We start from the raw sequence: 26,671 nt of genomic DNA on the forward strand, positions 1-26,671 counted from the left end.
GCGGTTCGCGCCCGACCTGGACGTGACGACGCAGGTCGAGCCCGGCGGCGGTCAGTACCTCCTGGCGGTGCGCGTCTGACGGGCCGGTCCCGTCCGCCCGGTCAGTCCCACCAGAAGTACCAGGACGCCGAGCCCGCCTGCTCGCGCGCGAGGGCCTCGATCGTCCCGACGCCCTGGTCGACGACGTCGCCGCAGTAGTCGTACTGCTCGCGCGCCACGGCGAGCGCCTCGGCGGGCGTCGTCGGGGGCCGGTCCACGAGCAGCTCGAGCACCTGGTCACCGCTCATCGCGACCAGCTCGGCGCCGTAGCGCTCGTGCCAGTCGCGCAGCACGACGCCGTGGTCGACGGGCTCGAGCTCATAGTTCACGCCCCCCTGCCAGCCGAGGATCACCGGCACCTGCCAGCCGTGGGCAGCGGGGACGAGCGCGATGACGCCGTCCTCCTCGGCGACGGTGACGACGGGCTCCCGGTGCTCGACCGTGTGCGGCGCGCTGTCGCCGGGCCGCTCATCCTCGTCCTCCGAGTCCGCCTCGCGCCAGCGCGCGAGGCGCTCCGCCCGCAGCTCCTGGAGCTCGCGGAGCGTCATCGCGGTCGCGCGCCGTAGCGCGTCGGCGTCGTCGTAGTCGTCCTCCGGCGTGAGCGCCGACGTCATGTCGGTCGGGGCGTCGGCACCCAGCAGGACGGGCCACAGGCCCGTGGTCGCGTGCTCGGCACGCAGGCGGTGCCACCACGCGACGAGCTCGCCGGCCGGCGCGTCGAACCCGCGCACCTCGACACCCGAGGACGTGACGCCCAGGACGCGGGTGGGCGGCCGCTCACCGGGCTCCCGCACGGTCGCTGCCATGTGGGTCGCCGCCACGTGGGTCGCCGCCACGTCGGCCGCGTCGGCACGCGCGGCCGCGCCCGGTGCGGGCCCACGCTCCGGGGTCCTGCCGAAGAGGTTGCTCCACCAGCCCATGCGCACATCAGACCACTGCGGGGCGGCGACGTGCGGACGGCCGCACCGGCGTCACCCGTCCGCTGCGGCCCGATCGCCCGCCGCTCGCCCGGCTCACCGGGCCTGCGGCCGCCAACCCATCGTCCGGTCCGTGCCCCGCAGCGCGAACGCGGCGGGCGTCGCGCGGACGGCTGCGTCGCGCAGCGCGCCCGCGACGGGGCCGACGTGCTGGGTGACGCGCCCGAGCCGCGCCGACAAGGCCAGCAGGCGGGCGGCCCGGGGCCGTCGCGCCGCGTCCCAGCGTGCGAGCGCGTCGGTGGTCGCACCGCCGCGCGCGAGCTCGTCCGCCAGGGCGACCGCGTCCTCGAGCGCGAGGCCCGCGCCCTGGCCGAGGTTGGGCTCCATGGCGTGGGCGGCGTCGCCGACGAGCACGAGGTTCCCGCGGTGCAGGGTCGCGGGGACCCGTGGCAACGCGTGCACGTCGTGACGCAGCACGGTGGCGGGGTCGACGGCGTCGAGGAGTGCGGGGACCGGTGCGTGCCAGCGCCCGAACCGGCGCCGCAGCTCGGCGAGCTCGGTCGCGCCGTCGGGTGCGTGCGTGCCCTGCGGCACGGTCGCCGTCGCGAACAGGTACAGCCGCCCGTCGCCGACGGGGACGACGCCGAACCGCTCCCTGTGCCCCCACGTCTCGGACGCGCCGGTGACCGGCACGTCCGTGCGGACGAGCGCGCGCCAGGCGGTGTAACCGGCGTACACGGGAGCCGAAGCGGCGGGCCACCCCGCGGTGCGTGTCGGCGAGCGGAGGCCGTCGGCGGCGACGACGAGGTCGTGGGTGCTGGTCAGCGCTGCGGCGTCCGCGACCTGCGAGCCGCACCGCACGACGCCCGGCTCGAGGGCGTCGGCGAGCAGCGTGTGCAGCTCGGCGCGGCCGACGGCCAGGAGGGGAGCGCCGTGCCGGGTGGCGACCCGCGCGCCGTCGAGCGTCGCGAGCGTGCGCCCGTCCGGCCGGCGGATCGCGGAGGTGGCGAGCAGGGCGGCGTGGTCGCGGAGCGCGTCGTGCAGGCCGAGGGCGTCGAGCGCGTGGACCGCGTTGGGGGACAGGACGATCCCGGCGCCGAGCGCGCGCAGCGCCGGCGCCTGCTCGTGGACCGTCACCTCCCACCCGGCGCGGCGCAGCGCGACGGCCGCGGCCAGGCCGCCGATGCCGGCACCGACGACGGCGGCGGACGGGGGCGCTGCGGTCGGTGCCATGCAGAGACACTACAGGTGTAGAGGAAGTGCGCCAAGATTCAACGAAGGTAGATTCGAGCGATGGGAAGCGACCGCCGGCGCCTCGTGGCGCGGCACGCGCTCGCGGTCCTCGCCGAGCACGGCGCACGTGGCCTCACCCACCGCGCGGTCGACCAGGCGGCAGGCCTGCCGCCCGGGTCGACCTCGTACTACCACCGCACCCGGGCGGCGCTGCTCGACGCCTGCGTCGACGACCTCGTGCGGCAGGACGAGGCCGAGATCGCGGCCATGGCGCCACTGCTGCAGGCCGCCGACGAGGAGCAGCTCGCGGGCGTCCTCGCCGACGTGCTGCACCGCTGGGCCACCACCGACCGCACCCGGCACCTCGGCAGGTACGAGCTGTTCCTCGAGTCGCGCCGCCACCCGGATCTCGCGGAGTCGCTGCACCGCGGCGGCCTGGCCGTCCGCGAGGCCGTCGCGCACGTCCTCGCCGGGCTCGGCGCACCCGAGCCGCACCGCCGCGCCACCTGGCTGGTCGCCGCCATCGAGGGCGCGCTGTTCGAGCGCATCGCCGGCTACCTGTCCTCCGTGCCCGTCGACCGCGACGAGCTCCTCGACCTCGCCCGCTGGCTGGTGCGCTCCGCCCTCGCCTGACGCCGAGCCCCGCCCCACCCGGCCCGGTGGGGGCCGCGCGGGTGCTGCGCCGGGCGGAGGGTTCCGCGTGAATACGGGGGTGCCGGGGCGGCCCCGTCCAGCGCTGGACGTTCGGCGTCGTGCTCGGCACGTCGGGGTCGATGGGCCGCACGCTGCTCGCCAAGGCGCTCGGCACGATCGCGTCGTTCGCCGCCGCGCGCGACGTCCCGGCCGTGCGCGTCGTGTTCTGCGACGCCGCCGCCGACGCGGGCTACCTGACGACCGACGAGATCGCCGGCCGTGTCCGCGTGCGAGGGCGCGGGGGCACCGTGCTGCAGCCCGGCGTCGACCTGCTGGAGCGTGCGTTCCGGATGGAGTGAGGCGGTCAGGGCCAGGCGCGCAGGACGTCCTCGGCGGTCCAGGACGCGGCGACGTCGGCGCCGGCCTCGACCCCCGCCGGGCAGACCGCGACGAGCGGGGTGTCCGGCGTGACGCCGGGGACGGCCTGCGCGTCGGCGACGAGCCTGGCGATCTCGCTCCTGCTCACAGGTCGGTTCGTGCGCCACTTCGTCGTCCCCACGAACGCGATGCGGTTCGCGGGCCGGGCGTCCGCACCGACCAGGTCGATCTCCGGGGTGTTCGTCCGCGGCCACCAGCCGCCGACCTCGTGGACGCCCGCCCACCTCGTGTCGACGAGCAGCCGGTGCACCGCCTCGCGCACGACCGGTTCGACCGCGCGGCCGCGCCACGCGGGGAACGACCGTGCGACGCGTCCCCTCGCCAGGTCGGGCCGGCCTCGGTCGACCTCGTTCAGCGCGGGCTCGACGAAGGGGAGCCAGAAGCGGAGTGCGGGATCGGCGATGCGGTAGCGCGTCTCCCGGGACGGGGCGGCCGACAGCGGGGAGTCGATCGCGACGGCGCGCTTGGTGACGAGTGTCGTCAGCACTCGGTGGAGGGAGGACGGCTGGAGCCCGCCCGCGGCGGCCTGGATGCGTGAGAACGTGCGCTCGCCGTCACCGATGGCAGTGAGGACGCGCCGACTGAGCTCGCCCTCGGGGAACTCGGAGTCGAGGACGCGGGTGCCCGAGGCGACGAGCGCGGAGAGCGGTGAGGCGTACGACCGCGCCAGGAACGCGTCGGGCGTCTCGCCGTGCTGCCACTCCTGTGCGACGAGCGGCTGGCCGCCCGTGATGAGGTAGGCGTCGACGGCGTCGGCGCCGGCGAGGCCGGTCATGCGTGCGACGTCGCTCGGGGACAGCGCGTGCAGGATCATCTCGACCGCGCGTCCGTGGAACGGCTGGTCGGCCTGCGTGAGGTGTTCCATCATCGCGAGGTCGGACCCGAGGAGGAGCAGCAGGACGGGCTTGCGGGACAGTGCCCGGTCCCACGCCCGCTGGAGCTCGCCCGCGCCTCCGGGGACTCCCTCGAGGAGCCACGGCACCTCGTCGAGGACCACGACGCTCGGCCGGTCGTCCGGCAGTGCCGCGGCCAGGAGGGTCAGTGCCGCCGTCAGGGTCGCCGGGGTGTTGCCGGCTGCGAGGTCGGCACCCGGCAGGTTCGAGGAGGCGATCGCCTCGGCGATCCCGGCGAGCTCCTGGCCGACGGGTGCGTGACGTGCAGCCTGGAACGTGACGTGAGGAACGCCGGTCCGGTCGACGAACTCCTCGGCGAGGCGGCTCTTGCCCACGCGCCGTCGCCCACGCACGAGGACGGCGGTCCCGCGGGCGTCGCGAGCCCCGGTCTCCACGGCGCGCAACTGGGCGCGCAGGTCCTCCAGCTCGCGCTCACGTCCCACGAACCCCACGGCCGCACCATGCTTCCATCGATGGAACTAGCATCGGTGATAGTATCATGGATGGTAGTAGCGGCCGTCGGGCGACGCCATCATGCCGGTCGGCGCACGGCCACCGCCTCGACCTCGACGAGCTGGTCCTCGTACCCCAGCACGGCCACGCCGAGCAGCGTGCTCGGGACGTCGTGGTCCCCGAACGCGGCGCTGACCACGTCCCACACGGCGCCCAGGTCCTCGCGGCGCGACGACGCGACGTAGATCGTCGTGCGCGCGACGTCCGTCAGGCCCACGCCCGCGGCCTCCAGCGCGACGACGAGGTTCGCGACGACCTGCCGGGCCTGCCCGGCCACGTCGCCGACGGCCACGGTGCGGCCCTCGGCGTCGAGCGGGCACGCGCCCGCCGTGAGGACGAGACCCCCGGGGGCGGTGAGGGCCGCGTACGCGTAGGGCGCGGCGGCCAGGCGTTCCGAGCGGACGAGGGTCACGGCAGGCGCGGTCATCGCGCCATTCTGGCGGCTGGACGCGTGACGAGCCCGACCTTTCCCGCGTCGCCCACCACCGCCCGACCGGGGGACACTGGACCTCAGCACACCCGCCGTACCGATCGAGGAGTCACCGTGCCCCAGGCCACCGTCCGCTGGTTCGACGCCGAGCGGGGCTTCGGCTTCCTCGCTCTCGGTGACGACGCCGAGGACCTGTTCGTCCACGCGTCCGAGATCATCGGTGAGCCGCGCGTGCTCCGCGAGGGCCAGGAGGTCGAGTACGAGCTCGGCGAGGGTGACCGCGGCCCGCAGGCCCGTAAGGTGCGCGTCACGGGCGACGTCGCCGCCGACGCGACCCTCGGGCAGCTCGGCACCGTCTCCTGGTACGAGCCCGCCAAGGGCTACGGCTTCCTCACGCCCGACGGCGGCGGCGCGGAGATCTTCGTGCACAGCTCGGCGGTCGTCGGCGGCGGGGTGCTGCACGACGGGCAGCGGGTCGCGTTCCTCGTCGTCGACGGCGAGAAGGGCCCGCAGGCGGACCACCTGCTGCCGCTCGGCGCGCAGGCCGCGCCCGCCGGGCAGCCGGCGGGCGACGACGGCGCCGACGGCACCGTCACCTGGTACGACGCCGAGAAGGGCTTCGGTTTCGTCGCGCCCGACGACGGTGGCGAGGACGTGTTCGCGCACGCGAAGTCCCTGGTCGGGGGCCTGTCGGAGCTCGTCGAGGGTGACCGCGTGACGTTCGACGTCGTCGACGGCGAGAAGGGCCCGCAGGCGCGCGACATCCGGCTCGTCGGTGGTGCACCCCGCTCGGCGCCCGCACCGCGTGGTGGGCGGCCCGCCGGTCGCCCGGGTGGCTCCGCCGCTCCGGTGCGCGGGGGCGAGGGGACCGTGGCGCGCTACGACGCCGACCGCGGCTTCGGCTTCATCCGCCCCGACGCGGGTGGTGACGACCTGTTCGTCCACGTGTCCGTGGTCCGCGGCGACGAGCCGTTGGAGGAGGGTGACCGCGTCCGGTACGAGGTGCGCCAGAGCGACCGCGGTCCGCAGGCGGACCGCGTCGAGCTGGTCGGCGCCGGTGGTGCGCCGCGCGGGCGCGGCGGGTACGACGCGCCCCGGGGCGGGTCGCGCGGCGGGGACCGCGGGGGGTCGTACGGCGACCGGGGCGGGTCGCGCGGTGGGGACGGCGGGGGCTCGTACGGCGGCGACCGTGGCGGCTCGCGCGGTGGTGACTCGCGCGGTGGCGGGTACCGCGGTGGCTCGCAGGGTGGCGGGTACCGCGGGGGCTCGCAGGGTGGCGGGTACCGAGGTGGGTCGCAGGGTGGTGACTCGCGCGGCGGCGGTCCGCGGGGCGACCGTCCGTCGCAGGACCGCCGGTCCGACCGCTGGTGACCTCGGCCGCCCAGGCGCCGGCCCGCCGTCGCGGTGGACCGGTGCGGGCCGTGGCGGTGTACCTCGTCTCGACCGCGCTGCTCGCGCTGGTCGCGGTGCCGTGCGTCATCTGGCTGGTGGTGATGGCGGACGAGATCGCGCAGGAGAACAGCAAGGCCGCCGGCCTGCCGAGCGGGCAGCTCGGGTGGGACTTCGCGCTCATGGTCGGGGCGCCGCCGGTGCTGGGCGTCGCGGTGGCGACGGGCGTCGCCGCCGCGGTCGCACGCCGCGCACACGCCGGTGACTGGCGGGTGCTCCTGGGCGCGGTGGTCGTCGTCGCCGCCGTCGTGGTGCGCGTCGTGGTCGCGGCGCTCGCCGGCTCCACCGCCACGCCGACGGCGGCCGGGTGGGCGACCGCCGCCGTGGTCGCGGGCGCGCTGACGGTCGCGCTCGCGGCCAGGAACCGCAGGCGGTCGGGGGCCACCGAGACACCGGTGGCTGCTGCCTCCGACGAGGTGGCCGCCGATGCCGCGTCGCCCCGGCCCTCGACGTCGTCGACGACTCCCGGTCCCGACTCCTGAGACGGCCCGTGCGCGAGACCGGGCTCAGGTCGCTCATCGGGTGCGGTGACTCGACTCAGCCCGGTGTCGCGGTGCAGTCGTCCCGCCGAGCGGGCAGGCCGACGGGTCCGAGCCCGGCGGGCCGATCCGCGGACGGCGGTCGGCGGCGCCTACGCTCGAACGCATGGTTCGTGACTACTTCGCCGGGGACCCCCGCACCAACCGTGAGCGGATGCTCGCCGGGGACCTCTACATCGCCGACGACCCCGACAGCGAGCGGATCGCGAAGGAGGCGCTGCGGCTGACGTACGAGTACCTCCGCGCCGAGGCCGCGGGGGAGCCGGACGCCCGGGCGCACCTCGTCGCGCTCCTCGGCGAGCTCGGCGAGGGTGCCTACGTCAAGCCGCCGCTGTTCGTCGACTACGGCGAGAACATCCGCATCGGCGCGCGGACCTTCGTCAACTCGAACCTCACCGCGCTCGACGTCGCCGCCATCACCATCGGCGAGGACTGCCAGATCGGCCCGAACGTCCAGCTGCTGACCCCCACCCACCCGGTCGACCCGGAGCCGCGCCGCGACAAGCTCGAGGCGGCCGAGCCCATCACGCTCGGCGACAACGTGTGGCTCGGCGGGGGCGTCATCGTGTGCCCCGGTGTGACGATCGGCGACAACACGGTCGTCGGCGCGGGGGCGGTGGTCACCAAGGACCTGCCGGCGGACGTCGTCGCGGTGGGCAACCCCGCGCGCGTGGTGCGGCAGATCGGCGAGCAGGCCTGACGCGGCACCGGCGGGTGGCCACGCGCGACGGCCTGCTGGACTCGCCGACGACCCGAGCGTGACCCCGCGTCTCAGCTGGTGACCGTGCGGAACGGGTCGGCGGTGCGGACCATCTCGACCGGCACCTCCGGCACGGCCTCGGCGAGCCAGCCGGCGAGCTCCACCATGCCCTCCTGCTCCGAGGGCACGTGGCCGACGACGACCAGGCCGGCGCTCAGGCCCGCGGCCACCGCGTCGACGGCATGCTCGACGGTCTCCCACTCGTGCGCCTCGCCGACGACGACGGCGTCGACGTCGGGCCGCGCGAGCAGGTGCCGGTTGAGCTCGAAGCCCCAGAACCCGGGCTGCAGCCCGACGGTCGACACCGGGGTGCCCGGCTCGCCGACGTACCGCAGCGCCCGCGCCCCGAGGGACCGGGCGACGTGCGCGGCCAGCTCGCCGAGGGTCGTGGCGGGCAGGTCGTAGATCCCCGGGTCGCCCGCGCGCTCGGCGTCGAGCCAGCCCAGGGCGCGCGCGGTGCCGGTGAGGATGCCGTCGGGCTCGCGGTCGTGCACCGCGTCGTGCTGGTGGTGGACGACGAGCCCGTGCTCGGCGACGAACGCCTTCTTGGCCGCGTACACCGGGTCGCCCTCGGCCTCGAAGGTCGCGTCCGACGCTCCGTGGTGGTCGAAGTACAGGGGCTCGTGCGTGAGGACGAGGTCCAGCCCGCGCTCGGCGGCGGTGCGGAGCACGTCGAGCGTCGCCATCATCGTCACGGCGACCCCGCGGACCGGCGCGTCGGGGTCGCCGGCGAGGAACCCGTCGACCGTCGTCTCCCGCCCGGGTGCGCCGATGCGCGCGTCGAGCCGCTCCACCACCTGCCGTGCCGTGATCGTCACGCGGGCCACCCTAACCGCGTCACGGGGCTGCGCCAGGGCGTCACGGCAAACGTTTCGCAGCGTTGCCTCGGGCGTGGTCCGACCGCAAGGTGCTCGCTACGTCCCTACGTCCCGACGTCCCGGAGGTGGACCATGTCCCGCATCTCGCCCCTGCGCCGCGTCGCCGCAGCCTGCGGCGCTCTCGCCATCGGCGCCGCGACGGTCGTGGGCTCGATCGCCCTCGCCGCGCCCGCGTCGGCCCACGGTGCCGTGTCCGACCCGCCGTCGCGCATCTACGGCTGCTGGGAGCGATGGGCGAGCAACTTCACCGACCCGGCCATGGCGACCTCCGACCCGCAGTGCTGGGACGCGTGGCAGAGCGAGCCGCAGGCCATGTGGAACTGGAACGGCATGTTCAAGGAGGGCGCCGCCGGGCAGCACGAGCAGTCGATCCCCGACGGGAAGCTCTGCTCGGCGGACAACCCGCTGTACGCCGCGGCGGACGACCCGGGCCCGTGGCGCACGACGCCGGTGGACCACGACTTCCGGCTCACGCTCCACGACCCGTCCAACCACGGTGCCGACTACCTGAAGATCTACGTGACGAAGCAGGGCTACGACGCCCGGTCCGAGGCCCTGACGTGGGCGGACCTCGAGCTCGTCAAGACCACCGGCCGCTACGCGACGTCCAGCCCGTACGTCACCGACGTGAGCGTGCCGCGCGACCGCACCGGGCACCACGTGGTCTTCACGATCTGGCAGGCGAGCCACCTCGACCAGCCGTACTACCAGTGCAGCGACGTGACCTTCGGTGGCGGTGGGACGCCGACGACGTCCCCGACCACACCGGCCCCGACGCCGACCACGCCCGCGCCCACCACACCGGCCCCGACGCCGACCACGCCCGCACCCACCACTCCCGCGCCGACGACGCCTGCCCCGACGACGCCTGCCCCGACGACGCCGGCGCCCACGCAGCCCGCCGATGGTGCCTGCACCGCGGCGATCGAGGTCGTCAGCGCGTGGCAGGGCGGCTACCAGGCGACCGTGACCGTCACCGCCGGGTCCGGCGGGCTGGACGGATGGACGGTGACGGTCCCCGGCGCCACCATCACGCAGGCGTGGAACGGCACCGCCACGGGCAGCACCATCACGGCGGCCGGCTGGAACGGCACGGTCGCCGCGGGCGGCACCGCCGGCGTGGGCTTCCTCGGCAGCGGCAGCCCCGACGGTCTCACCGCCACCTGCGCAGCCGCCTGACGCCCGCTCCGCCCCGCCGAGCGCGGCACCCGATCGCCGAGCGCGGTACGTCGGAGTACCGCGCTCGGCGGCGGAGTGCCGCGCTCGCGCGCTCGGCGGGGCCGATGAGTTCGTCAGGCGGCGCAGGTCGACACCGGCACGCACCCGCGACCACCGGAGGACCCCCATGACCGAGACCCGCACCCTCGAGGTGCCCGGCGCCAGCATCGTGTACGACGTGCGCGGGCCCCTGCCGCCTGCCGACGGGCAGCCGCCCCTCGTGCTCATCGGGCAGCCGATGGACGCCAGCGGCTTCGGCACCCTCGCGTCGTACCTCGCCGACCGCACCGTCGTCACGTACGACCCGCGAGGTCTCGGACGCAGCACGCGCACCGACGGCTCGACCGCGCAGGACCCGCGCGTCCAGGCGGAGGACCTGCACGCGCTCGTCGGCGAGCTCGGCGGCGGGCCCGTCGACCTGTTCGGCAGCAGCGGCGGCGCGATCACCGCGCTGGCGTGGGTGACCGCCCACCCGCAGGACGTCCGGACGGTCGTCGCGCACGAGCCGCCGCTGATCGAGGTGCTGCCCGACGCGGCCGAGGCCCGGGCCGCGTCCGCGCGCGTCGACGCCGCGTACGCCGAGCGCGGGTGGGGCTGGGGCATGGCCGCGTTCATCGCGTTCACGTCCTGGCAGGGCCCGTTCCCCGCGGACTTCCTCACCGAGCTGCCCGACCCGGCGACGTTCGGGATGCCGGGCGACGACGACGGCTCGCGCGACGACCCGCTGCTGTCCGACGCGTCGGACCAGGTCGTGGCCTACGAGCCGGACGTCGAGGCGCTGCGGTCGTCCGCGACGCGCGTCGTGCTCGCAGCGGGCATCGAGAGCGAGGGGATCGTCACGTGGCGCACCACGCACGCGCTCGCCGAGCGGCTCGGCACGCAGGTCGCGGTGTTCCCCAGCAACCACGGCGGGTTCCTCGGTGACGAGTTCGGCATGCCGGGGCAGCCGGAGGCGTTCGCGGCGCGCCTGCGGGAGGTGCTGGCGGGGTCGTGACGCCCTGAGGCGTTCGGGACGTCAGGCGTCCCGAACGCCTCACGCGTCAGGCCGATGCCAGGTGTCGCACGTCGCCCACCGTCACCACCGCGCGGTTGTGGAAGAACCCGTCCTCGCGCAGCGTCGTGATGCTCCCCGACGGCACGGGGAACGCGACGTGGCCGGCCGCCTCGACGGGCATGCCGATCCACGCGGCCACGACGAGCCCGGCGGTGAACCCGTGCGTCACGACCACGAGCTCGTCGACGTCGAGGCCGAGCGCGTCGGTCGTCGCGCGGTAGGCGCGCACGGCGACGTCGAGCCGCGTCTCGGAGCCCGCCGGCCCGTCGTGGTGCCCCAACCGGTCGCCCACGGCGGGCGGCGGGACGAACCGCGCGTCGAGCCACGCCTGCGGCCGCCCGCCCGCCTCGCCGTACGACTTCTCCCGCAGCCGTGGGTCGAGGACGGGCGCGACGCCGAGCACGTCGGCCACCACCTCGGCCGTGCGGCGCGTGCGGCGCAGGTCGGACGTGACGACGGCGACCGACGCGCCGGGCGCCACCCGGTCACGCAGCGCCGCCGCGATCGCCGCCGCCTGCCGCTCGCCGCGCGGTGTGAGGCCGGAGTCGAACTGCCCGCCGACCAGCCCGTCGACGTGGTGGGTCGCCTCCGGGTGCGTCACGACGCTCAGCGTCCGCACGCGGGGCGGCACGACGCCGGGGACGGGCGGGGCAGGGAACGCGTCGGTCATGCCCGTCATCCTGCCGGGCGGTGCTGCGGTCAACGGCCGGCCGGGGCGGTGAGGGGGTCCGGGTCGCGACGCGTGCGGCCGTCGTCCGTGACTATCGCGAAGCCCTCGCGCGCCCAGTACTCGAACCCGCCGACGAGCTCGCGGACGCGCGTGTACCCGAGCTCGGCCAGCGCGTACGCGCCCCACGTGCTGCCGTTGCAGCCCGGGCCCCAGCAGTACACGACGACGTCGGCGTCGAGGTCGGGCAGGAGGTCGCGGGCCCGGGCGGACAGCTCGGCGCCGGGGACGTGGACGGCACCCGGGATGCGGCCCTGACGCCAGCCGGCCTCCGAGCGGACGTCGACGACCACGGGGGCGCGCCCGGCGGCCCGGTCCGCGGCGAGGTCGGCGGGGTCGGTCTCGTACGTGAGCTTGGCGGCGAAGAAGTCGCGCGCGGTGATCGAGGTCTGCATGGCGTCCATCGAACCGAGGCGCGCCCGCGCTGACCAGGAGCGATGCACGCCGGATCGTCCCCGCGGCCGTCGTTCCGCCGGTATGTTGCGCGCCATGCCGCCGATTCCACGGATCGACCTCGACGCGACCGACCACCGCATCCTCGAGCACCTGCAGCGCGACGGGCGCGTCAGCATTGCCGACCTCGCGCGCGCCGTGTCCCTGTCGCCGAGCGCGACGGCCGACCGGGTCCGCCGTCTCACGGACGCGGGCGTGATCACCGGCTACGCCGCGACCGTCGACCCCGAGGCGCTGGGCTACCCGATCATGGCGTTCGTGCGCCTGGCGTACCCGTCGGGCAACTACCGGCCGTTCCACGAGCTCGTCGACACCACGCCGGAGGTCGTCGAGGCCCACCACGTCACCGGCGTCGACTGCTTCGTCATCAAGGTGATCGCCCGGTCGATGCCCGACCTCGAGCGCATCACCGGCAAGCTCGCGACGCTCGGCGGCATCACGACCAGCGTCGTGTACTCGACGACCGTGCCGCGCCGGAACCTGCTGCCGGCCTGACGCGGCGCCCTCGGACCACACGGTCCACGTCCTGGCCGGGTGTGGGCGGCCGCCCGTAGCGTCGGGCCGAGGAGCCGCACGTGGGACGCAGCCGCTCCGCGGCTGGACGCCGGCGCCAGGAAGTCGAGAGGGGCACTCGCATGGACGCGCTGTTCGGGGACGAGCTCGAGAGGGCGGCGCTGGTCGACTGGCGCCCGCTGGCCCAGGGCCTGCACGCCCGCTACCTGGTCGACGACTTCGGCGCCGCGGTGCGCTTCGTCGCGGCCCTGGGCGAGGCGGGCGACGCGCTGGGCCACCACCCGCGCGTGACGATCGGCCGTGGGTTCGTCGACCTCAAGGTCGTCAGCGACGACGCGACGTTCCGCGACGGGGACACCGTGCACGTGGTGCAGTGGGTGACGCAGCGGGACCTCGACCTGGCCCGCAGCATCACCGACGTCGCAGCGGCACAGGCGCTGACGGCCGATCCGGCGTCGGTCAGCCAGGTCGAGCTCGGCCTCGACACGGCGAGGTCCGCGACGATCGCCCCCGTGTGGGCGGTGCTGCTCACGGGGGACCCGGCCGGCCAGGGGTTGGGCTCGCCGAGCGACGAGGTCCGCGACCCGAAGGGCCGCCTGCCGAACCTGTGGTTCGGGGACGCGACGGGCGAGCCGCAGCGCTTCCACGTCGAGGTGTACGTGCCCGCGGAGGTGCGCGACGAGCGACTCGCGGCGGTCGTCGCGGCGGGCGGCACGGTCGTCGACGACAGCAGGGCGCCGGGGCTGACGGTCGTCGCCGACCAGGACGGCAACACGGGAATCCTCTGCGTGGCCTGACGCCGGGCGCCTACGCTCCGGAGGATGTCCTCCCCGGTGCCGTACCGCCCGCTGCCGCTCGACGACGCCCCGGTCGTCTACGCCCACGGCCCGGACTCCTCGCCGCGCCCCGGCGTGCCGGCGGGGACGACCCTGGAGCTGGCGCTCGACGACAGCACGGCCTACCCCGGCACGTCGCGGCGCGTGTGGGTCCACGTCCCCGCGCACGACGGCCCGCCGCCGCCCGCGGCCGTCATGGTGTTCAACGACGGCTGGTGGTACCTCGACCCGGACGGCGAGGTGCGCGGCGGCATCGTCCTCGACAACCTCGTCCACGCCGGGGACGTCCCGTTCACGATCGGCGTGTTCGTCGACCCGGGCGTGCGGTCCGGTCCCTCGACGGGTGCGCCGGCGGACGCCGCGCCGCCGCGACATCGCAACGTCGAGTACGACGCGTTCGACGACCGGTACGTGACGTTCCTGCTCGACGAGGTGATGCCGCTGGTCACGCAGCGGTTCGCGGTCACGGACGACCCCGAGCGGTGGGGCGTGTGCGGGGGCAGCAGCGGCGGCAACGCGGCCTTCACCGCCGCCTGGCTGCGCCCCGACCGGTTCCGGCGCGCCGTGTGCTTCCTGTCGAGCTTCGCGCAGATGCCCGGCGGCAACCCGTACCCGGACCTGCTCGCCCGCACACCGCGCCGTCCCCTGCGCGTGTTCCTGCAGGCGGGCCACCGGGACCTCGGCTGGAACGCCCCCGTGCGCAACTGGCTGGCCGAGAACCTGCGCGTCGCGGCCGCGCTCGCCGAGGCCGGGTACGACGTGCGGCTCGTCGTCGGGGACGGCGGGCACAGCCCCAACCACGGTGGTGTGCTGCTGCCGGACGCCCTGCGGTGGGCGCTGCGAGAGGAGCGGGCGTGAGCGACGGTGTGAGCGAGGGCGACCTGCGGGAGGTCGTGGTGGGGGAGCAGCGTCTGCTGGACCCCCAGGTCCGGGCCCGGCCGGCGCAGGTCGAGGCGTTGCTGCACCCGGACTTCGTCGAGTTCGGGGCGAACGGGCAGGTGTACACGCGGGACTTCATCGTCGCGGCGCTCGCGGCCGACCCGGGCGTCAGCGGCGAGGGGACGGACTACGCGACGACGGTCCTGGCCGACGACGTGGTCCTGCTGGCCTACCGGGTCGTGGGCCCGCCGGCGTCGCTGCGCAGCTCGGTGTGGGTGCGGGACGCCGGCGCGTGGCGCATGCGCTTCCACCAGGGGACCCGGGTGCCGGCCGGATCGTGAAGCGTTGCTGCCGGAATCCGGCAACAACGCTTCACGCTCCGCCGATCGCGTCCAGCGCGCGTCCGTGCGGGTCGGCGAGCGCGCGCGGCACCCCGTCCACGCTGACGACGAAGCTGCGGGTCGCGTCGGCCGACGCGTGCGGGGTCGTCGCCGGCAGCACGCGCGCGCCCTCGTAGCTCAGCCAGTGGCCGGGCAGCGTCCCGACCAGGTCGACGAACGCCGCCCGGGCCGTCGCGGGGAGGTACGCCAGCACGGCGCTGTGCAGCACGACGAGGGTCGCGTCGCGCGGCGCCTCGGCCGCGAGCGACGGCAGCACGTCGAGCAGGTCGCCGGCCACGACGCGTGGCGGGTCGCGCCGTGCCACGTCGAGCGCCGCGCGCAGGCGGGCTCGCCGGTCGTCGTGCTCCGGCCACACCAGGGCCTCCAGCCACGCGCACCTGTCGGCGTCGTGCACGTCGATGGGGTCGAGGTCGACGCCCGCCCGCCAGACGACCTCCGGCAGCCGGCCCGGCGCGGTCGTCCCGGGCCCGAGCGCACAGGGCAGCACGACGTCGGACGAGCCGTCCGCCGGGTCGAGGGCGGTGCCGTCGTCGTAGCGGTACGAGTACCGGTCCGGCAGCAGGCACAGGCCCGCCGACGCCCCGACCTCCAGCAGCGCGAGCGGCTGCGGCAGCGCGGCGAGGAACGGCAGCAGGACGGCGCACCGGTTGGCCTCGTTGGTCTGCGTGGCGTGGCTCAGGACCGTCGCGCGGACCTGTGGCCAGCACGTGAGCAGCGTCGAGCGCAGCGCGTCGTACCCGCCCGCGGCGCCGTGCCGCCGGGCGGCGGCGAGCACGAGGTTCGGCTGCCGCTTGCCGGGCGGCAGTGCGGCGACCAGGTCGACGAGCTCGGGGTCCGCGCTGATGCCGAGCGCCCACGCCTCGTACGTCGCGGACACCCCACGCGCCTCCTGCTCGGCGAAGGCGCGATAGGCGTCGGCGACGGCGCTCTCGCCGCGGTGGATGGCGGGGTCCATGGGCACAGGATGACGGAACGACGTGGTGCGGTCGCACGCGTGGCGGAGCCACGGACGTGGTCAACGGTCCGACCACTCCTCGCGGTCCGGCGTCGTCGGCGTGACCACTCCTGCCCCGTAGCGCTCGACGAGCGTCGCACCGAGCGTCGCCAGGTGGGTGCGCACCTCCGGCGGCCCGGTGACCTCGACCCACGCGACGAGCGCCGCGAGCTCGCCCGCGAGCACCTGCGGGTCGCGGCCGCGGACGACGACCTCGGTCCGCCCGTCGTCGGCGGCGGCCCCCACCGCGAGCCGACTACCGAACGCGCGCCGCAGCACAACCAGCCCGTCGGCGGTGCACCACGCCGTGGCCTGCGCGGGCGAACGGCGCAGCTCCACCTCGTCGGTGATCTCGCGCCAGACCGCCGCGAGGTCGAAGTCGGGTGGGTGCTGCGTGGGGTCGCCGGTCGGCTCGACGGACGTCACGCGGTCGACGCGGAACGTGCGGCGCCCGGCGTCCGTGCCGGCGACGAGGTACCAGGCCCGGCCCTTGGCGACGACGCCGAGCGGGTGCACGGTCCGCGCCGTCGCGCAGCCCTGCGCGTCGACGTAGCCGAGGTGAACCTGCACGCGTCGGACCACCGCGTCGCGCAGGTCGTCGAGGGCGCCGGGCGGGTCCGGCGGCGCCGGGCCGTCCCACCCGTCGGCGTCCGTGACCTGCGCAGCCGCCGCCACCTCGGCCTCGTCGCGGAACGTCGCCGGCAGCGCGTGGACGAGCTTGCGCAGCGCCGTCCGCACGGCCGGGGTCGCGGGCGCGGCGGGCCCGGCGACGAGGAACAGCGCACGCGCCTCCGTGGCCGTCAGCCCCGACAGGTCGGTGCGCGCACCGCCGACGAGCCGCCAGCCGCCACCGCGGCCCTGCGACGAGTACAGCGGCACCCCCGCCACGGCCAGCGCGTCGAGGTCGCGTCGCGCGGTGCGCTCGGACACCTCGAGCTCCCGGGCGACCTCGGCGGCCGTGACCCGGCCGCGTCGTTGCAGCAGGAGCAGGGTGGCCACCAGACGGTCCGCGCGCACGTCGACGAGCATGCCGTGCAAACCGGACGGAGGATGACCGGTTCACCCCCGCAGCATGCGGGCATGACGCAGATCCCCTTCCCCCCGTCCACGCTCGTGCCCGTCGGCCGCGTCGAGCTCGAGGTCCACGAGGCCGGCCGCGAGAACGGCGGACCGGCGGTGGTGCTGTGCCACGGCTTCCCCGAGCTCGCGTACTCCTGGCGCCACCAGCTGCCCGCGCTCGTCGCGGCGGGCTACCACGTGATCGTCCCCACCCAGCGGGGGTGCGGCAGGTCGTCGCGCCCCACCGACGTCGAGGCGTACGACGTCACGCGCCTCACGGGTGACCTCGTCGGCCTGCTCGACCACCTCGGGATCGAGGACGCCACGTTCGTGGGGCACGACTGGGGCGCGATGCTCGTCTGGTGGCTGGCCCTGCTGCACCCGCAGCGGGTCCGGTCGGTGGTCGCGCTGAGCGTGCCGTACGTCGAACGCGGCGACGTGCCGTGGGTCGAGGCCATGGCGACGTGGTTCGGCGACGAGCACTACTTCGTCCACCTCGACCGGCGGCCCGGCGTCGCCGACGCGGTGCTCGACGCGGACCCGGCACGGTTCCTGCGGAACCTGTACCGCACCCCTCCCGCGTCGCCGACCCCCGGGATGATGCTCCTCGACGTCGCGCGCGACGAGCACCCGCGCGGCGAGCCGGTGATGAGCGACGCCGACCTGGCCGTCTACGTCGACGCGTTCCGCCGGACGGGCTTCACCGGCGCCCTGTCCTGGTACCGCAACCTCGACCGCGACTGGCAGCTGCTCGCCGACGTCGACCCGGTCGTCCGGCAGCCCGCGCTCATGGTCTACGGCGCGCAGGACACCGTCGTTCGCGGGCAGGACCTGGCCCGGTACGTGCCGCACGTCGAGGAGGTGACGCTCGACTGCGGGCACTGGGTGCAGCAGGAGCGACCCGAGGAGGTCACGCGGTTGCTCCTCGAGTGGCTGGGACGGCAGGGGGTGGCCTGACCGTCGCGCCGACGCGACCGGGCTGTGGCGCTGCAATCACGTGGCGCACCACGTGTGGTCCTGGGACCGTGGCGCCATGACGCACGAGACGGCCGGGTGCATCTTCTGCGAGATCGTCGCGGGACGGGCCGAGGTCAGCCTCGTCCACGAGGACGAGACCGTCGTCGCGTGGATGGACCTCAACCCCGTCGTGCGCGGGCACCTGCTCGTCGTCCCGCGCCGGCACGCCGTCGGCCTGGAGGACCTCGACGTCGCGACGGGCGCGCACATGTGGGAGGTCGCGCACGAGCTGTCCCGCACCCTGCGGCGCTCGGAGCTGCGGTGCGACGGCATCAACCTGCTGCTGTGCGACGGGGTGGTCGCGTTCCAGACCGTGTTCCACGTGCACCTGCACGTCATCCCGCGTCATGAGGGCGACGGGTGGACGCTGAACCACACGGCGCACGAGCGTGCCCGCGCGCTGCTCGACGAGGACGCGCGGATCGTCCGGGACGCGCTCGAGCGTCGCTGACGCGCTCACCGGTGCGCCGCGCGAGCCGCGGGTGCCCCGCCTCCTACGCTCGGCGCATGGCCGGCGCCACCCGCCGGGTCCGCGTCGCGCGTCGTCGTCGGCGCCGGCTCGCCCTCGTCGACAACGACCTCACCGACCTGCAGTGGGAGGCGCTGCGGGCCGCGTGGGGCGGCTGCGCGTACTGCGGCGCGACCGACCGCCCGCTGCAGCGCGACTGCGTCCTGCCGATCTCCCGCGGTGGCCGGTACACGCTCGGCAACGTGGTGCCCGCGTGCGGGCCGTGCAACGCGAGCAAGTGCAACGCCGAGGTCGTCTCCTGGCTGCGCCGCAAGAAGCTCGACGAGCGGACGTTCCTGCTGCGGCACGTCGAGGTGCGCGCTGTCCTGACGCCCACCGGAACCCCCCATACCGACAGCGCCCCCTGACGGCGAGCCGGGTTCCGGTCGGCGGGACGGGTGCCGCAGGTGGCCCGACCGCATCGGGCACCGACGATCGGGCGGGCCCCGGGCCGCGCGCGTCACAGTGGACGCGGAAGGGAGCACCACGTGATCGCCTCGCTCAACCGGCTCGTCGACCTCGTCGAGCAGGACCTCGCCGCGGACGTCGACCTGGCGCGCGCCGCCGCGGGCCTCGGCACCACCGAGTACCACCTGCGGCGCATGTTCTCGTCGCTCGCGGGCATGCCGTTCTCGGAGTACGTGCGCCGGCGGCGCATGACCGTCGCGGCGGCCGACGTGGTCGCCGGGGCGGAGCTGCTCGACGTCGCGGTGCGGCACGGGTACGGCTCGGCGGAGGCGTTCGGGCGCGCGTTCCGTGCCGTGCACGGCGTCGCGCCGGCGCAGGTGCGTCGTGACGGTGGTCCCCTCCGCAGCCAGGCCCGTCTCGTCTTCCGTCTGACCGTCGAAGGAGCCCGTCCCATGGACGTCCGCATCGCCTCCCGCCCCGCCGTCCGCCTCGTGGGCCACGCCGCCCGCGTCCCGCTGGTGCACGAGGGTGTGAACCCCGCGATCCAGCAGCACGTCGCGTCGCTCGACCCGGCCGAGCACCAGCGCCTCAAGGACCTCGCCGACACCGAGCCGGGCGGTATGCTCGCGGTCAGCACCGACCTCGAGCCCGACCGCCGCGAGGGCACCGAGCTGACGTACCTGCACGGTGTGGCCGTCACGGATGCGGTGGACGTCCCGGCGGACCTCGACGTGATCGACGTCCCGGCCGGCGACTGGGCGGTCTTCCGCGCCACCGGCCCGTACCCCGCCGCGCTGCAGGCGCTGTGGGCGGACACCGCGACGACGTGGTTCCCGTCGAACCCGTGGCGGCTGCGCCAGGGCCCGGAGGTCGTCGCGGTGCTCGACCGCGCCGCCGACCTCTCCACCGCGACCGTCGAGCTGTGGCTACCGGTCGAGGCGGGCTGACGAGCCCTAGCCTGACGGGATGGTGCCCGACCCCGCGGACCCGGCCGCTCTCGCGGCGTTCGTGCGGGCGCACCCCACGGCGGTGCTCGCGACGCGCGGCGACGACGGGCACCCGCAGGCCGCGCTGCTCGGTGTGGCCGCGCTCGACGACGGGACGCTCGTCGTCGACAGCGCCGAGCACGCCCGCAAGGTGGCCAACGTGCGGCGCGACCCGCGCGTCGCGGTGGCCCTCGGCCTCGACGGTGACGTGACCGTCCAGGTCGAGGGCGACGCGCGCGTCGCGGAGGGCGACGAGCGCGTGCGGCTCGCGGCGGCCTACGAGGCGCAGCTGCCGGGCTCGCGCGCGCTCGCCGAGGGGTACGTCGTCGTGGCGGTGACGCCCCGCTGGGTGCGCGTGTACGACGCGTCGGCCCCGACCCCCGTCGTCCGCGAGGCGCGCTGGTAGTCCTCCGCCCGTAGGAAGTGGTCACTCCCTCGACCACGTCGCACGCCCCGGGTCGCCGACGTGACCACTCCTGCGGGTCGATGCGGCGGCCGAACGTCAGCGGCTCGTCGGCACCCGGTAGCGGCGCGTCGCCGAGCGGCCCGCGGCCGGAACCACGTCCTGCAGCACCCCACCGCACCGCTCGATCGTCCGCGCCGAGGCGACGTTGTCGTCGTCGCACGTCACGAGCGCGTCCTCGACACCCGCTGCCCGGGCCACGTCGAGGGCCGCCGCCAGCATCGCCGTCGCGTACCCGCGCCGCCGGTGCGCCGGGCGGACCTGGTAGCCGATGTGCCCGCCGACGCGCGCGAGCGCCTCGGTCAGCGCGTGCCGCACGTGCACGCGTCCCACGATCACGCCGCCGACGTCCGCGACGAGGAACGTCGCCGGCACGTACCTCGGCGGCAGGTCGACGCCGGCGCGGTCGTCAGCGAGCCGGCGCAGGTAGCCGGGCCAGTCCCCGGGGCGCGCGTCGAGGAGGAAGTCGAACCCCTCCCGCGCGAGCTCGGCGTGCGCCTGCCAGGCCTCGTGCTCGTCGGCCGTCGTCAGCGGGCGCAGCACGAGCGACTCGGCCCTCACAGGGCGACGCCCCGGGTGAGCACGTAGGCCACGGCACCCGCCCAGCAGACGACCAGCGGGAAGCCGACGGCGAACGCGCACGACTCCTGGGCGAGCCGCCGCAGGCGCCCGGGGACCGGGTCGACCCCGAGCAGCGCCCGCCCCCGCGCGGTGACGACGCCCGGTCGTGCCATCGAGGTCCGGACGAGGTGGCCGCGCACGCGGCCCGCGAGCGACGAGGAGTCCTCGAGGAGCACCCACGCCACCCGCAGGCCCGGGCCGCGCAGGTACGCGTAGCGGTCCCTGCCGGTCTTCCAGTGGACGGTCAGGGCCCCGATGCGGTGCAGGTCGTCCAGGTCGACGTGCCGCGTGCCGAGCACGGTCACGACGGAGAGCGTGCTGCCCCGCAGGGTCGTGTGGCTCGTCGTGCCGACGGGCAGCAGCAGCCAGGGGCTCACGAACCCGAGGCAGAGCGCCGTCACCACGTACGCCTTGCCCGGGTCGGGCCCGGCCGGGTCGGGTCCGAGCACGACCCCGAACCCCCAGAGGACCGGGGCCATGACGAGCGCCGCGCGCCCCAGTGCGACGAGCGCGGGGGTGCGCCTCGTCAGAGCGGCCCCCGGTGCGTCCTGCCTGGTCACGCGCTGAGGTTAGTGGGAACCCCCGGAAAGCTAGGGTGGCGCCGTGCCGAACCTCGTCGTGGAGATCCACGTCCCGATGACCCCGTCCCCCGACGTCGCCGGCGACGAGGACCCGTTCTTCTGGATCGACGACGTGGAGGACCGGCTCGCCGAGCTCGAGGAGGACGAGGAGCTCGAGGTCTTCGACGACGGCGAGGAGGTCGACGAGGAGTACGTCTTCTTCGTCACCGGGGCGCCGCGCGACCGCCTGCTGCGGGCCGCGTCGGACATCGCGCTCGGCGTGGGGATGCCCACGGGCGTCTACGCCGTGCTGAGCACCGACGACGCCGACGAGATCGGCGTGGGGGAGCGGGTCGACCTGCCGGTGCGGTGAGGGGCGCGATCCGGGCGGCGCCCCTCGCGGCTCACCCCGCGGCGCCGATGACCACCGCGACGACGGTCGCGGCGACGACGACCGCCAGGCCGGCGGCGACCACCGGCCCGCGGCGGTCCGTCGCCAGCGCGCCCAGCAGGCGGGTCGCGCGTGCCAGCAGTGCCAGGGGCGCCGCGGCGCGCCACACGTCGCGCTCGGCCCGGGGGCCGGCGCGGTGCACGACGTCCGGCAGGTGGCCCACGGCCGTCATGAGCGGGAGGAGCATCCGGCCGCGGCGGTGGCGAGGGGGGCGTCCGTCGAGTGCGTCGTCGAGGGCCGCCCGCACGCCGGCGGTGTCGTTCGCCCAGTGGACGCGCGCGACGATGGTGCCGTCGGGCCGCAGGACGTACGCGGAGTTGGGCTTGGGGCCCAGCGCGCGGTGCAGGGTGCCGTCGACGTCGTCGACCGCGACCTCGTACGTGACGCGCAGGTCGTCGCGCATGGCGACGGCGTGCGCGGTCTTCTCCTCGTCGGTGCGGGGCTGCGGCAGGTGCTCGCCCGGGTGGGCCTCGCGGGTCTGGACGAGCACGAAGCGCACGCGGTCGCCGTAGGTGGCGTGCAGGGCGTCGAGCCGCGGGGCGGCGCTGCGCGTCACGGGGCAGGTCTGCGAGCCGACGACCAGGAGCACGGGGCGGGGGCCCAGGTCGTCGTGGCGGAACCGGCCGCCGTCGAGGGTCGGCAGGTCGAACGGTGGGACGAGGTCGCCGGGGCCGGGGTCGGTGGGGCGGTAGCGCAGGTCGTCGAGGACGTGCCGGGTGCGCAGGACGTCGAAGCGGTAGTCGTTGTCCGCGGGGCGGGTGCGGGTCGGTGCCATGGTGTGTGTCCCTTCGGGTTGACTGATCGGTCAAGTGGGTGGGTGGGTCGGATCCCGGGCGTGGAGGCCCGGGCGTCAGTGGGGTGCGGGGAGGAGGCGGCGCACGAGGGGCCGCAGGGCGTCGAGCGCTGTGGGGTCGTCGTCGGCCTTGGCGAGCACGCCGTACCCCTGGACGAGGGCGACGACGCCGCGTGCCGCCTCGGTCGCGTCGAACGACGGGTCGACGTCGCCGCGTGCTTGCGCGTCCCGGACGACCGAGGCGACCCTGTCCGTCCACGCCGTGAGGACCTCGGCGATCCGAGCGCGCATGTCCGGCTCGTGCGCCGAGAGCTCGGCCGCGAGGTTGCCGAGCGGGCAGCCCGGCGTGGCACCCAGGTGCTCGCGCATCGTGCGCATCATCGACGCGTAGGCCGTCAGGAACGCGTCGAGCCGGTCGAGCGGCGGCGCCTCGGCGTCGAACGCCTCGTCGAGCAGCCCGCGCATCAGCTCCCAGTTGCGATCCAGGACTGCCAGGCCGAGCGCCTGCTTGGACGGGAAGAAGTGGTAGAGGCTGCCCTTGTTGACGCCGGCCGCGCGGCACACGTCGTCGACGCCGACGTCGGCGTACGTCGCGGCGTGCACGAGGTCGCGCGCCGTGGTGACGATGCGTTCGCGCGTGTCCCGGGCCATGGCGCCACCGTAGATCGCTGTTGACCGATCGGTCAACAGCGTGGTGGGGTCGGGGCATGGTGACCCGCGAGCGCCCCGCCGGAGACGTCGACTACGAGCGGCAGGGGCGCGGCTACGCCGCCCTGCGCCGCACCGAGCCCCGCATCGCGGCCCGGGTGCACGCCGCGCTCGGCGACGCGCGGACGGTCCTCGACGTCGGCGCGGGGTCCGGCTCCTACGAGCCCGCCGACCGCTGGGTCCTCGCGGTCGAGCCGTCGGCCGCGATGCGCGCCCAGCGCCCGGCCGGCGCCGCGCCCGCGCTCGACGCGACCGCCGAGCACCTGCCGTTCGACGACGACGCGTTCGACGCGGCGATGGCCATGGTGACGATCCACCAGTGGCCCGACGTCGACCGGGGCCTGCGCGAGCTGCGGCGTGTCAGCCGCGGCCCCGTCGTCGTCCTCACGCACGACGCCCCGGCGCTGCGTCGCTTCTGGCTGGCCGAGTACTTCCCCGACGTCGTCGCCCTCGACGAGACGCGGTTCCCCACCATCGACCACGTCGTCGACGTCCTCGCCGCCGCCGGCGGCACCGTACGGGTCGACGTCGTGCCGATCCCGCGCGACTGCGTCGACGGGTTCGGCGAGGCGTTCTGGGCCCGGCCCGAGGCGTACCTGCGGGCCGAGGTCCGCGGCGCGACGTCCGGGTTCGTGCTCGCCGACCAGGCGGCCGTGCAGCGCGGCGTCGAGCGGCTCGCGGCCGACCTGGAGAGCGGCGCGTGGGACCGCGCGCACGGGCACCTGCGCGAGCAGGACGAGTACGCGGGGGCGATGCGGCTGGTCGTCGCGACGCCCTGACGTCTCACGCGCTGCGACGTGAGGAGCCGACCCGCGCGTCACCTGGTGGCCCCTGGTCCCGGCCCTGCTGCGCGCGTGCCTGGCGGCCGCGACCCGTGCCGGGACCCGGCTGCAGGCGGACACCGAGGGCCTGGTGTGAGCGAGCACGACGACCCCGCGCCGCACCGCGTCGTCAGCCGTCTCGGCGCTCTTCTCGAGGCCCGCGGTCTCACGCTCGTCCAGCTCGCCGAGCTCACCGGCGTGACCGTCGCGAACCTGTCGGTGCTGAAGAACGGCCGCGCCCGCGCCATCCGCTTCTCCACGCTCACCGCGGTCTGCGACGCGCTCGGCTGCCGCCCCGGCGACCTGCTGGACGTGGAACCGGCGCCGACGACGCGACGCCCCTGAGACCGAGCGGTCGCAGGGGCGTCGCGAGGAGTGGGTCAGGCCGAGCAGCTCGGCGCCGCGTCGCCCGGCGTCCCGGCGCCGATGAAGCCGAAGCTCACCGTGCCGCCAGGGGTCAGGCTCCCGTTGTACGGCGCGTTGGTCACGGTGACGCCCGACCCGGCGGCGGTCGGCACGCCGTTCCACAGCGAGCCCACGGACACGCCGGGCAGGGTCACGGTCCACGTCGTGAGCGCCGCCTCACCGGCCGTCACCACGACCTCGCCCTGGTAGCCGCCGGGCCACGTGCTCGTGGCGCGGAAGGTCGCCGTGCAGGCGGTCACGCCGTGGCCCGTCGTCGGGGTGGGCGTGGGCGTCACGTCGGGAGTGGGCGTCACGGTGACCTCGGGCGTCGGGGTGACGTCGGGCGTCGGGGTGGGGGTCGGCGTGGGCGTCGAGCCGTCGCCCTCCGTCGTCGTGTACTCGACGACCGTGCGCGGTGCCGAGCACTTGCCGCCGCAGCTCTCCGGCAGCGAGAACGCGTACTCCCGCCCGCCGAACACGTACTCGTCGTCCACGTCCGTGACGCGGATCCGGTAGTCGGTGCCGCCCGTCGTCGTCGGCTTCACGAGGAACGACTGCCCCATGTCGACGTTCATCGGCGTGGTCACCCACGCGCCGTCGGCGAAGTGCTCGACGCCGTGGATGCCGTTGGGCAGGTGGTTGATCGACACCCCCGCCCACCACTTCTCCGAGCCCTGGATGAAGCCGATCTCGATGTCGCCGGAGTAGTCCGGCGCCTCGATGAACTCCCAGGTCACCTTGCGGTTGCCCCAGTGGTTCGGGTCCATGTCGCCGACGGGCGCGCCGTCCTTCTCGAAGAGGTTGAGCGACGCGTGTGCGAGGTCGAGGTGGTACGGGTCGTCGCGGCACCACGCGTTGGGGTCGCCGCAGGAGTCGGCGACGAGCATGTCGAGCGTCGCGCCGTTGTACTCGTCCTCGACCCACCCGCCGTTGCGGCAGAACGCCTGCCCCGGTGCGCCGTCGTTGACGCCGGTGCAGTAGTCGTCGATCGTCACCCGCACCCACCGGCCGCAGTTGCGGCCGTTGTCGAACATGCCGACCTTCGGGTCGTCCGCCGCCATCGGTCGCGGGTACATCGCGTAGTCGCCAGGGGTGTCGTAGACGTTCAGCGCGATCCAGTTCTGCGTCTCGAGCTGGTCCTGCGGCAGCCCGCACCCGCCGTACGGGGCGCCGAGGTTGTCGAACCAGGTCGCGCTGCCGGTGACGGGCTCGCTCTCGGCGCCCGGCGGTACGGCGTCCGCCGACGGGCCGGCCAGCGACTGCGCGGCGACGAGTGCGGCACCCGCCGCCAGGACGGCGAGCGCGCGGCTCACGGGTCGGACTTTCCCCAGCGCGGACATGACGGTGCCTCCTGCTCGACGACGGATCGGGCCGAGTGTGCACCTGGGCACCGCGCGCCGGACCGGGGCCGGCAGGGGGCGAATCGTTTACATCCGGGGCCCTCGGGGAGGGTGCGGGACCTGTGTCCCGGGTCAGGCGCCGCCCCGCACCGCGTACCGCACCAGCACCGTGCCGTCGCCGAACCCTCGCTGCTCCCGCAGCTCGAGCCCCAGCCGCACGCCCAGCGGCAGCGCCGGCTTGCCTCCGCCGACGGCCACCGGGCACAGCATCAGCACGACCTCGTCGACCAGCCCGTGCCGGAACGCCTCGGCCCCGAGGATCGCGCCCCCGACGCTCAGGTCCCGCTCCGACCCCTCCTTGAGGCGCCGCACCGCGTCGGGGTCGAACGTCCGCTCGAGGCGCGTGCGGCTCGTCGGGGCCGCGTCGAGCGTCGTGGAGTACACGACCTTGTCCGCGTCCCGCCAGATCCCCGCGTACTCCCGGACGACCTCCGGCTGGTCGACCAGCCAGTCGTCGTCCTCCCAGACGCGCATCGTCTCGTACATCCGCCGCCCGTACAGGGACGTGCCGATGCCCCGCTCGTGGTCGTTCCAGAACTGGTGGACCTCGGCCGTGGGCACCGAGAAGTCGAACGCGCCGCTCGCGTCCTCGAGGTAGCCGTCGAGGGACGTGTTGGCGGCGTAGACCAGCTTGCCCATGAGGTGCCTCCGGGTCGACGGGACCTCAGGCTCGC

Annotated in this window: 34 protein-coding genes; 19 read left to right on the plus strand and 15 right to left on the minus strand. The window is 75.4% G+C overall.

Annotated elements, in window-relative coordinates:
- Positions 1-101 precede the first annotated feature (101 nt).
- Both CFLA_RS01550 and CFLA_RS01555 read right to left on the minus strand, forming a co-directional pair.
- A complete protein-coding gene (locus CFLA_RS01550; RefSeq protein ID WP_013115559.1) occupies positions 102-959 on the minus strand; it encodes a DUF4253 domain-containing protein in 858 nt (285 codons plus the stop codon).
- Positions 960-1,052: 93 nt separating this feature from the next.
- Positions 1,053-2,189, minus strand: coding sequence for an FAD-dependent monooxygenase (locus CFLA_RS01555; RefSeq protein WP_013115560.1), 1,137 nt, complete (start codon positions 2,187-2,189; stop codon positions 1,053-1,055).
- Between the two features lie 60 nt (positions 2,190-2,249).
- On the opposite strand from CFLA_RS01555, the gene CFLA_RS01560 reads away from it, so the two are divergent.
- Together CFLA_RS01560 and CFLA_RS01565 are read left to right on the plus strand one after the other, a co-directional pair.
- Entirely contained in the window at positions 2,250-2,822 is a 573-nt protein-coding gene (locus CFLA_RS01560; RefSeq protein ID WP_013115561.1) for a TetR/AcrR family transcriptional regulator, read from the plus strand.
- Between the two features lie 119 nt (positions 2,823-2,941).
- Positions 2,942-3,181: a hypothetical protein gene (locus CFLA_RS01565; RefSeq protein ID WP_222836770.1), complete on the plus strand. Its 240-nt coding sequence runs from the start codon at positions 2,942-2,944 to the stop codon at positions 3,179-3,181.
- A 5-nt stretch (positions 3,182-3,186) separates the two neighbouring features.
- Here the strand turns inward: CFLA_RS01565 and CFLA_RS01570 are convergent, their stop codons facing one another.
- Both CFLA_RS01570 and CFLA_RS01575 read right to left on the minus strand, forming a co-directional pair.
- Positions 3,187-4,605, minus strand: a complete 1,419-nt coding sequence (locus CFLA_RS01570) for an ATP-binding protein (protein ID WP_013115562.1) — start codon at positions 4,603-4,605, stop codon at positions 3,187-3,189.
- An 80-nt stretch (positions 4,606-4,685) separates the two neighbouring features.
- A complete protein-coding gene (locus CFLA_RS01575; RefSeq protein WP_013115563.1) occupies positions 4,686-5,093 on the minus strand; it encodes a RidA family protein in 408 nt (135 codons plus the stop codon).
- Between the two features lie 117 nt (positions 5,094-5,210).
- Here CFLA_RS01575 and CFLA_RS01580 point away from each other — a divergent pair, with 117 nt between their 5' ends.
- From CFLA_RS01580 to CFLA_RS01590, 3 genes are all read left to right on the plus strand, one after another.
- Complete coding sequence (locus CFLA_RS01580; protein ID WP_013115564.1) at positions 5,211-6,467, plus strand: cold-shock protein; 1,257 nt, start codon at positions 5,211-5,213, stop codon at positions 6,465-6,467.
- A 50-nt stretch (positions 6,468-6,517) separates the two neighbouring features.
- Positions 6,518-7,027, plus strand: a complete 510-nt coding sequence (locus CFLA_RS01585) for a hypothetical protein (protein WP_148234263.1) — start codon at positions 6,518-6,520, stop codon at positions 7,025-7,027.
- 163 nt (positions 7,028-7,190) lie between these two features.
- Complete coding sequence (locus CFLA_RS01590) at positions 7,191-7,784, plus strand: sugar O-acetyltransferase (protein WP_013115566.1); 594 nt, start codon at positions 7,191-7,193, stop codon at positions 7,782-7,784.
- A gap of 71 nt (positions 7,785-7,855) precedes the next feature.
- On the opposite strand, the gene CFLA_RS01595 is transcribed toward CFLA_RS01590, so the two are convergent.
- Positions 7,856-8,662: a Nif3-like dinuclear metal center hexameric protein gene (locus CFLA_RS01595; protein WP_013115567.1), complete on the minus strand. Its 807-nt coding sequence runs from the start codon at positions 8,660-8,662 to the stop codon at positions 7,856-7,858.
- A 132-nt stretch (positions 8,663-8,794) separates the two neighbouring features.
- On the opposite strand from CFLA_RS01595, the gene CFLA_RS01600 reads away from it, so the two are divergent.
- Positions 8,795-9,901: a lytic polysaccharide monooxygenase gene (locus tag CFLA_RS01600; protein WP_013115568.1), complete on the plus strand. Its 1,107-nt coding sequence runs from the start codon at positions 8,795-8,797 to the stop codon at positions 9,899-9,901.
- A gap of 166 nt (positions 9,902-10,067) precedes the next feature.
- Positions 10,068-10,934 (plus strand): alpha/beta fold hydrolase, encoded by an 867-nt coding sequence (locus tag CFLA_RS01605; protein ID WP_013115569.1) that lies wholly within the window; start codon positions 10,068-10,070, stop codon positions 10,932-10,934.
- A 46-nt stretch (positions 10,935-10,980) separates the two neighbouring features.
- Here the strand turns inward: CFLA_RS01605 and CFLA_RS01610 are convergent, their stop codons facing one another.
- Positions 10,981-11,664, minus strand: coding sequence for a histidine phosphatase family protein (locus CFLA_RS01610; RefSeq protein ID WP_013115570.1), 684 nt, complete (start codon positions 11,662-11,664; stop codon positions 10,981-10,983).
- Positions 11,665-11,693: 29 nt separating this feature from the next.
- Complete coding sequence (locus CFLA_RS01615; RefSeq protein WP_013115571.1) at positions 11,694-12,125, minus strand: rhodanese-like domain-containing protein; 432 nt, start codon at positions 12,123-12,125, stop codon at positions 11,694-11,696.
- Between the two features lie 85 nt (positions 12,126-12,210).
- On the opposite strand from CFLA_RS01615, the gene CFLA_RS01620 reads away from it, so the two are divergent.
- From CFLA_RS01620 to CFLA_RS01635, 4 genes are all read left to right on the plus strand, one after another.
- Entirely contained in the window at positions 12,211-12,669 is a 459-nt protein-coding gene (locus CFLA_RS01620) for an Lrp/AsnC family transcriptional regulator (protein ID WP_013115572.1), read from the plus strand.
- A gap of 140 nt (positions 12,670-12,809) precedes the next feature.
- A complete protein-coding gene (locus CFLA_RS01625) occupies positions 12,810-13,484 on the plus strand; it encodes a VOC family protein (protein ID WP_013115573.1) in 675 nt (224 codons plus the stop codon).
- A 24-nt stretch (positions 13,485-13,508) separates the two neighbouring features.
- Positions 13,509-14,381 carry an alpha/beta hydrolase gene (locus CFLA_RS01630; RefSeq protein ID WP_043598680.1) on the plus strand — a complete coding sequence of 291 codons (873 nt, stop codon included), beginning with the start codon at positions 13,509-13,511 and terminating at the stop codon, positions 14,379-14,381.
- Positions 14,378-14,743 carry a nuclear transport factor 2 family protein gene (locus tag CFLA_RS01635; RefSeq protein WP_013115575.1) on the plus strand — a complete coding sequence of 122 codons (366 nt, stop codon included), beginning with the start codon at positions 14,378-14,380 and terminating at the stop codon, positions 14,741-14,743. The genes CFLA_RS01630 and CFLA_RS01635 overlap by 4 nt, the downstream gene beginning before the upstream one ends.
- A gap of 31 nt (positions 14,744-14,774) precedes the next feature.
- Here CFLA_RS01635 and CFLA_RS01640 read toward each other — a convergent pair whose 3' ends face one another.
- Entirely contained in the window at positions 14,775-15,758 is a 984-nt protein-coding gene (locus CFLA_RS01640; RefSeq protein ID WP_013115576.1) for a DUF2332 domain-containing protein, read from the minus strand.
- Between the two features lie 60 nt (positions 15,759-15,818).
- On the minus strand, positions 15,819-16,826 hold the full coding sequence (locus CFLA_RS01645; RefSeq protein WP_013115577.1) for a helix-turn-helix transcriptional regulator: 1,008 nt from the start codon (positions 16,824-16,826) through the stop codon (positions 15,819-15,821).
- Between the two features lie 51 nt (positions 16,827-16,877).
- On the opposite strand from CFLA_RS01645, the gene CFLA_RS01650 reads away from it, so the two are divergent.
- The 5 genes from CFLA_RS01650 (at position 16,878) to CFLA_RS01670 (ending at position 20,181) form a co-directional block, all read left to right on the plus strand.
- On the plus strand, positions 16,878-17,813 hold the full coding sequence (locus CFLA_RS01650) for an alpha/beta fold hydrolase (protein ID WP_013115578.1): 936 nt from the start codon (positions 16,878-16,880) through the stop codon (positions 17,811-17,813).
- A 76-nt stretch (positions 17,814-17,889) separates the two neighbouring features.
- Positions 17,890-18,324 carry an HIT family protein gene (locus CFLA_RS01655; RefSeq protein WP_013115579.1) on the plus strand — a complete coding sequence of 145 codons (435 nt, stop codon included), beginning with the start codon at positions 17,890-17,892 and terminating at the stop codon, positions 18,322-18,324.
- 56 nt (positions 18,325-18,380) lie between these two features.
- Positions 18,381-18,749: an HNH endonuclease gene (locus tag CFLA_RS01660; protein ID WP_013115580.1), complete on the plus strand. Its 369-nt coding sequence runs from the start codon at positions 18,381-18,383 to the stop codon at positions 18,747-18,749.
- Between the two features lie 120 nt (positions 18,750-18,869).
- Positions 18,870-19,736 (plus strand): AraC family transcriptional regulator, encoded by an 867-nt coding sequence (locus CFLA_RS01665; RefSeq protein WP_013115581.1) that lies wholly within the window; start codon positions 18,870-18,872, stop codon positions 19,734-19,736.
- A gap of 19 nt (positions 19,737-19,755) precedes the next feature.
- Complete coding sequence (locus CFLA_RS01670; RefSeq protein WP_013115582.1) at positions 19,756-20,181, plus strand: pyridoxamine 5'-phosphate oxidase family protein; 426 nt, start codon at positions 19,756-19,758, stop codon at positions 20,179-20,181.
- Between the two features lie 96 nt (positions 20,182-20,277).
- On the opposite strand, the gene CFLA_RS01675 is transcribed toward CFLA_RS01670, so the two are convergent.
- Together CFLA_RS01675 and CFLA_RS01680 are read right to left on the minus strand one after the other, a co-directional pair.
- Entirely contained in the window at positions 20,278-20,799 is a 522-nt protein-coding gene (locus CFLA_RS01675) for a GNAT family N-acetyltransferase (protein ID WP_013115583.1), read from the minus strand.
- A complete protein-coding gene (locus CFLA_RS01680; protein WP_013115584.1) occupies positions 20,796-21,419 on the minus strand; it encodes a hypothetical protein in 624 nt (207 codons plus the stop codon). Before CFLA_RS01680 ends, CFLA_RS01675 begins: the two co-directional genes overlap by 4 nt.
- 43 nt (positions 21,420-21,462) lie before the next feature.
- Between CFLA_RS01680 and CFLA_RS01685 the strand changes: the two genes are divergently transcribed.
- The gene (locus CFLA_RS01685; RefSeq protein ID WP_013115585.1) at positions 21,463-21,792 is read left to right on the plus strand and encodes a hypothetical protein; all 330 of its coding nucleotides are present in this window, start codon (positions 21,463-21,465) and stop codon (positions 21,790-21,792) included.
- 31 nt (positions 21,793-21,823) lie between these two features.
- Here CFLA_RS01685 and CFLA_RS01690 read toward each other — a convergent pair whose 3' ends face one another.
- Together CFLA_RS01690 and CFLA_RS01695 are read right to left on the minus strand one after the other, a co-directional pair.
- Positions 21,824-22,645, minus strand: a complete 822-nt coding sequence (locus CFLA_RS01690) for a TlpA family protein disulfide reductase (protein WP_013115586.1) — start codon at positions 22,643-22,645, stop codon at positions 21,824-21,826.
- A gap of 75 nt (positions 22,646-22,720) precedes the next feature.
- A complete protein-coding gene (locus CFLA_RS01695) occupies positions 22,721-23,314 on the minus strand; it encodes a TetR/AcrR family transcriptional regulator (RefSeq protein WP_013115587.1) in 594 nt (197 codons plus the stop codon).
- A 56-nt stretch (positions 23,315-23,370) separates the two neighbouring features.
- On the opposite strand from CFLA_RS01695, the gene CFLA_RS01700 reads away from it, so the two are divergent.
- Positions 23,371-24,150, plus strand: coding sequence for a class I SAM-dependent methyltransferase (locus CFLA_RS01700; RefSeq protein WP_013115588.1), 780 nt, complete (start codon positions 23,371-23,373; stop codon positions 24,148-24,150).
- A 135-nt stretch (positions 24,151-24,285) separates the two neighbouring features.
- Positions 24,286-24,537: a helix-turn-helix domain-containing protein gene (locus CFLA_RS01705; protein ID WP_013115589.1), complete on the plus strand. Its 252-nt coding sequence runs from the start codon at positions 24,286-24,288 to the stop codon at positions 24,535-24,537.
- A 35-nt stretch (positions 24,538-24,572) separates the two neighbouring features.
- Here CFLA_RS01705 and CFLA_RS01710 read toward each other — a convergent pair whose 3' ends face one another.
- Both CFLA_RS01710 and CFLA_RS01715 read right to left on the minus strand, forming a co-directional pair.
- Complete coding sequence (locus tag CFLA_RS01710) at positions 24,573-25,910, minus strand: cellulose binding domain-containing protein (RefSeq protein WP_245530281.1); 1,338 nt, start codon at positions 25,908-25,910, stop codon at positions 24,573-24,575.
- Positions 25,911-26,069: 159 nt separating this feature from the next.
- Positions 26,070-26,636: a dihydrofolate reductase family protein gene (locus CFLA_RS01715; RefSeq protein ID WP_013115591.1), complete on the minus strand. Its 567-nt coding sequence runs from the start codon at positions 26,634-26,636 to the stop codon at positions 26,070-26,072.
- Positions 26,637-26,671 lie beyond the last annotated feature (35 nt).

It is taken from the genome of Cellulomonas flavigena DSM 20109 (genome assembly GCF_000092865.1).
GTDB classification, from domain to species: Bacteria; Actinomycetota; Actinomycetes; order Actinomycetales; family Cellulomonadaceae; genus Cellulomonas; species Cellulomonas flavigena.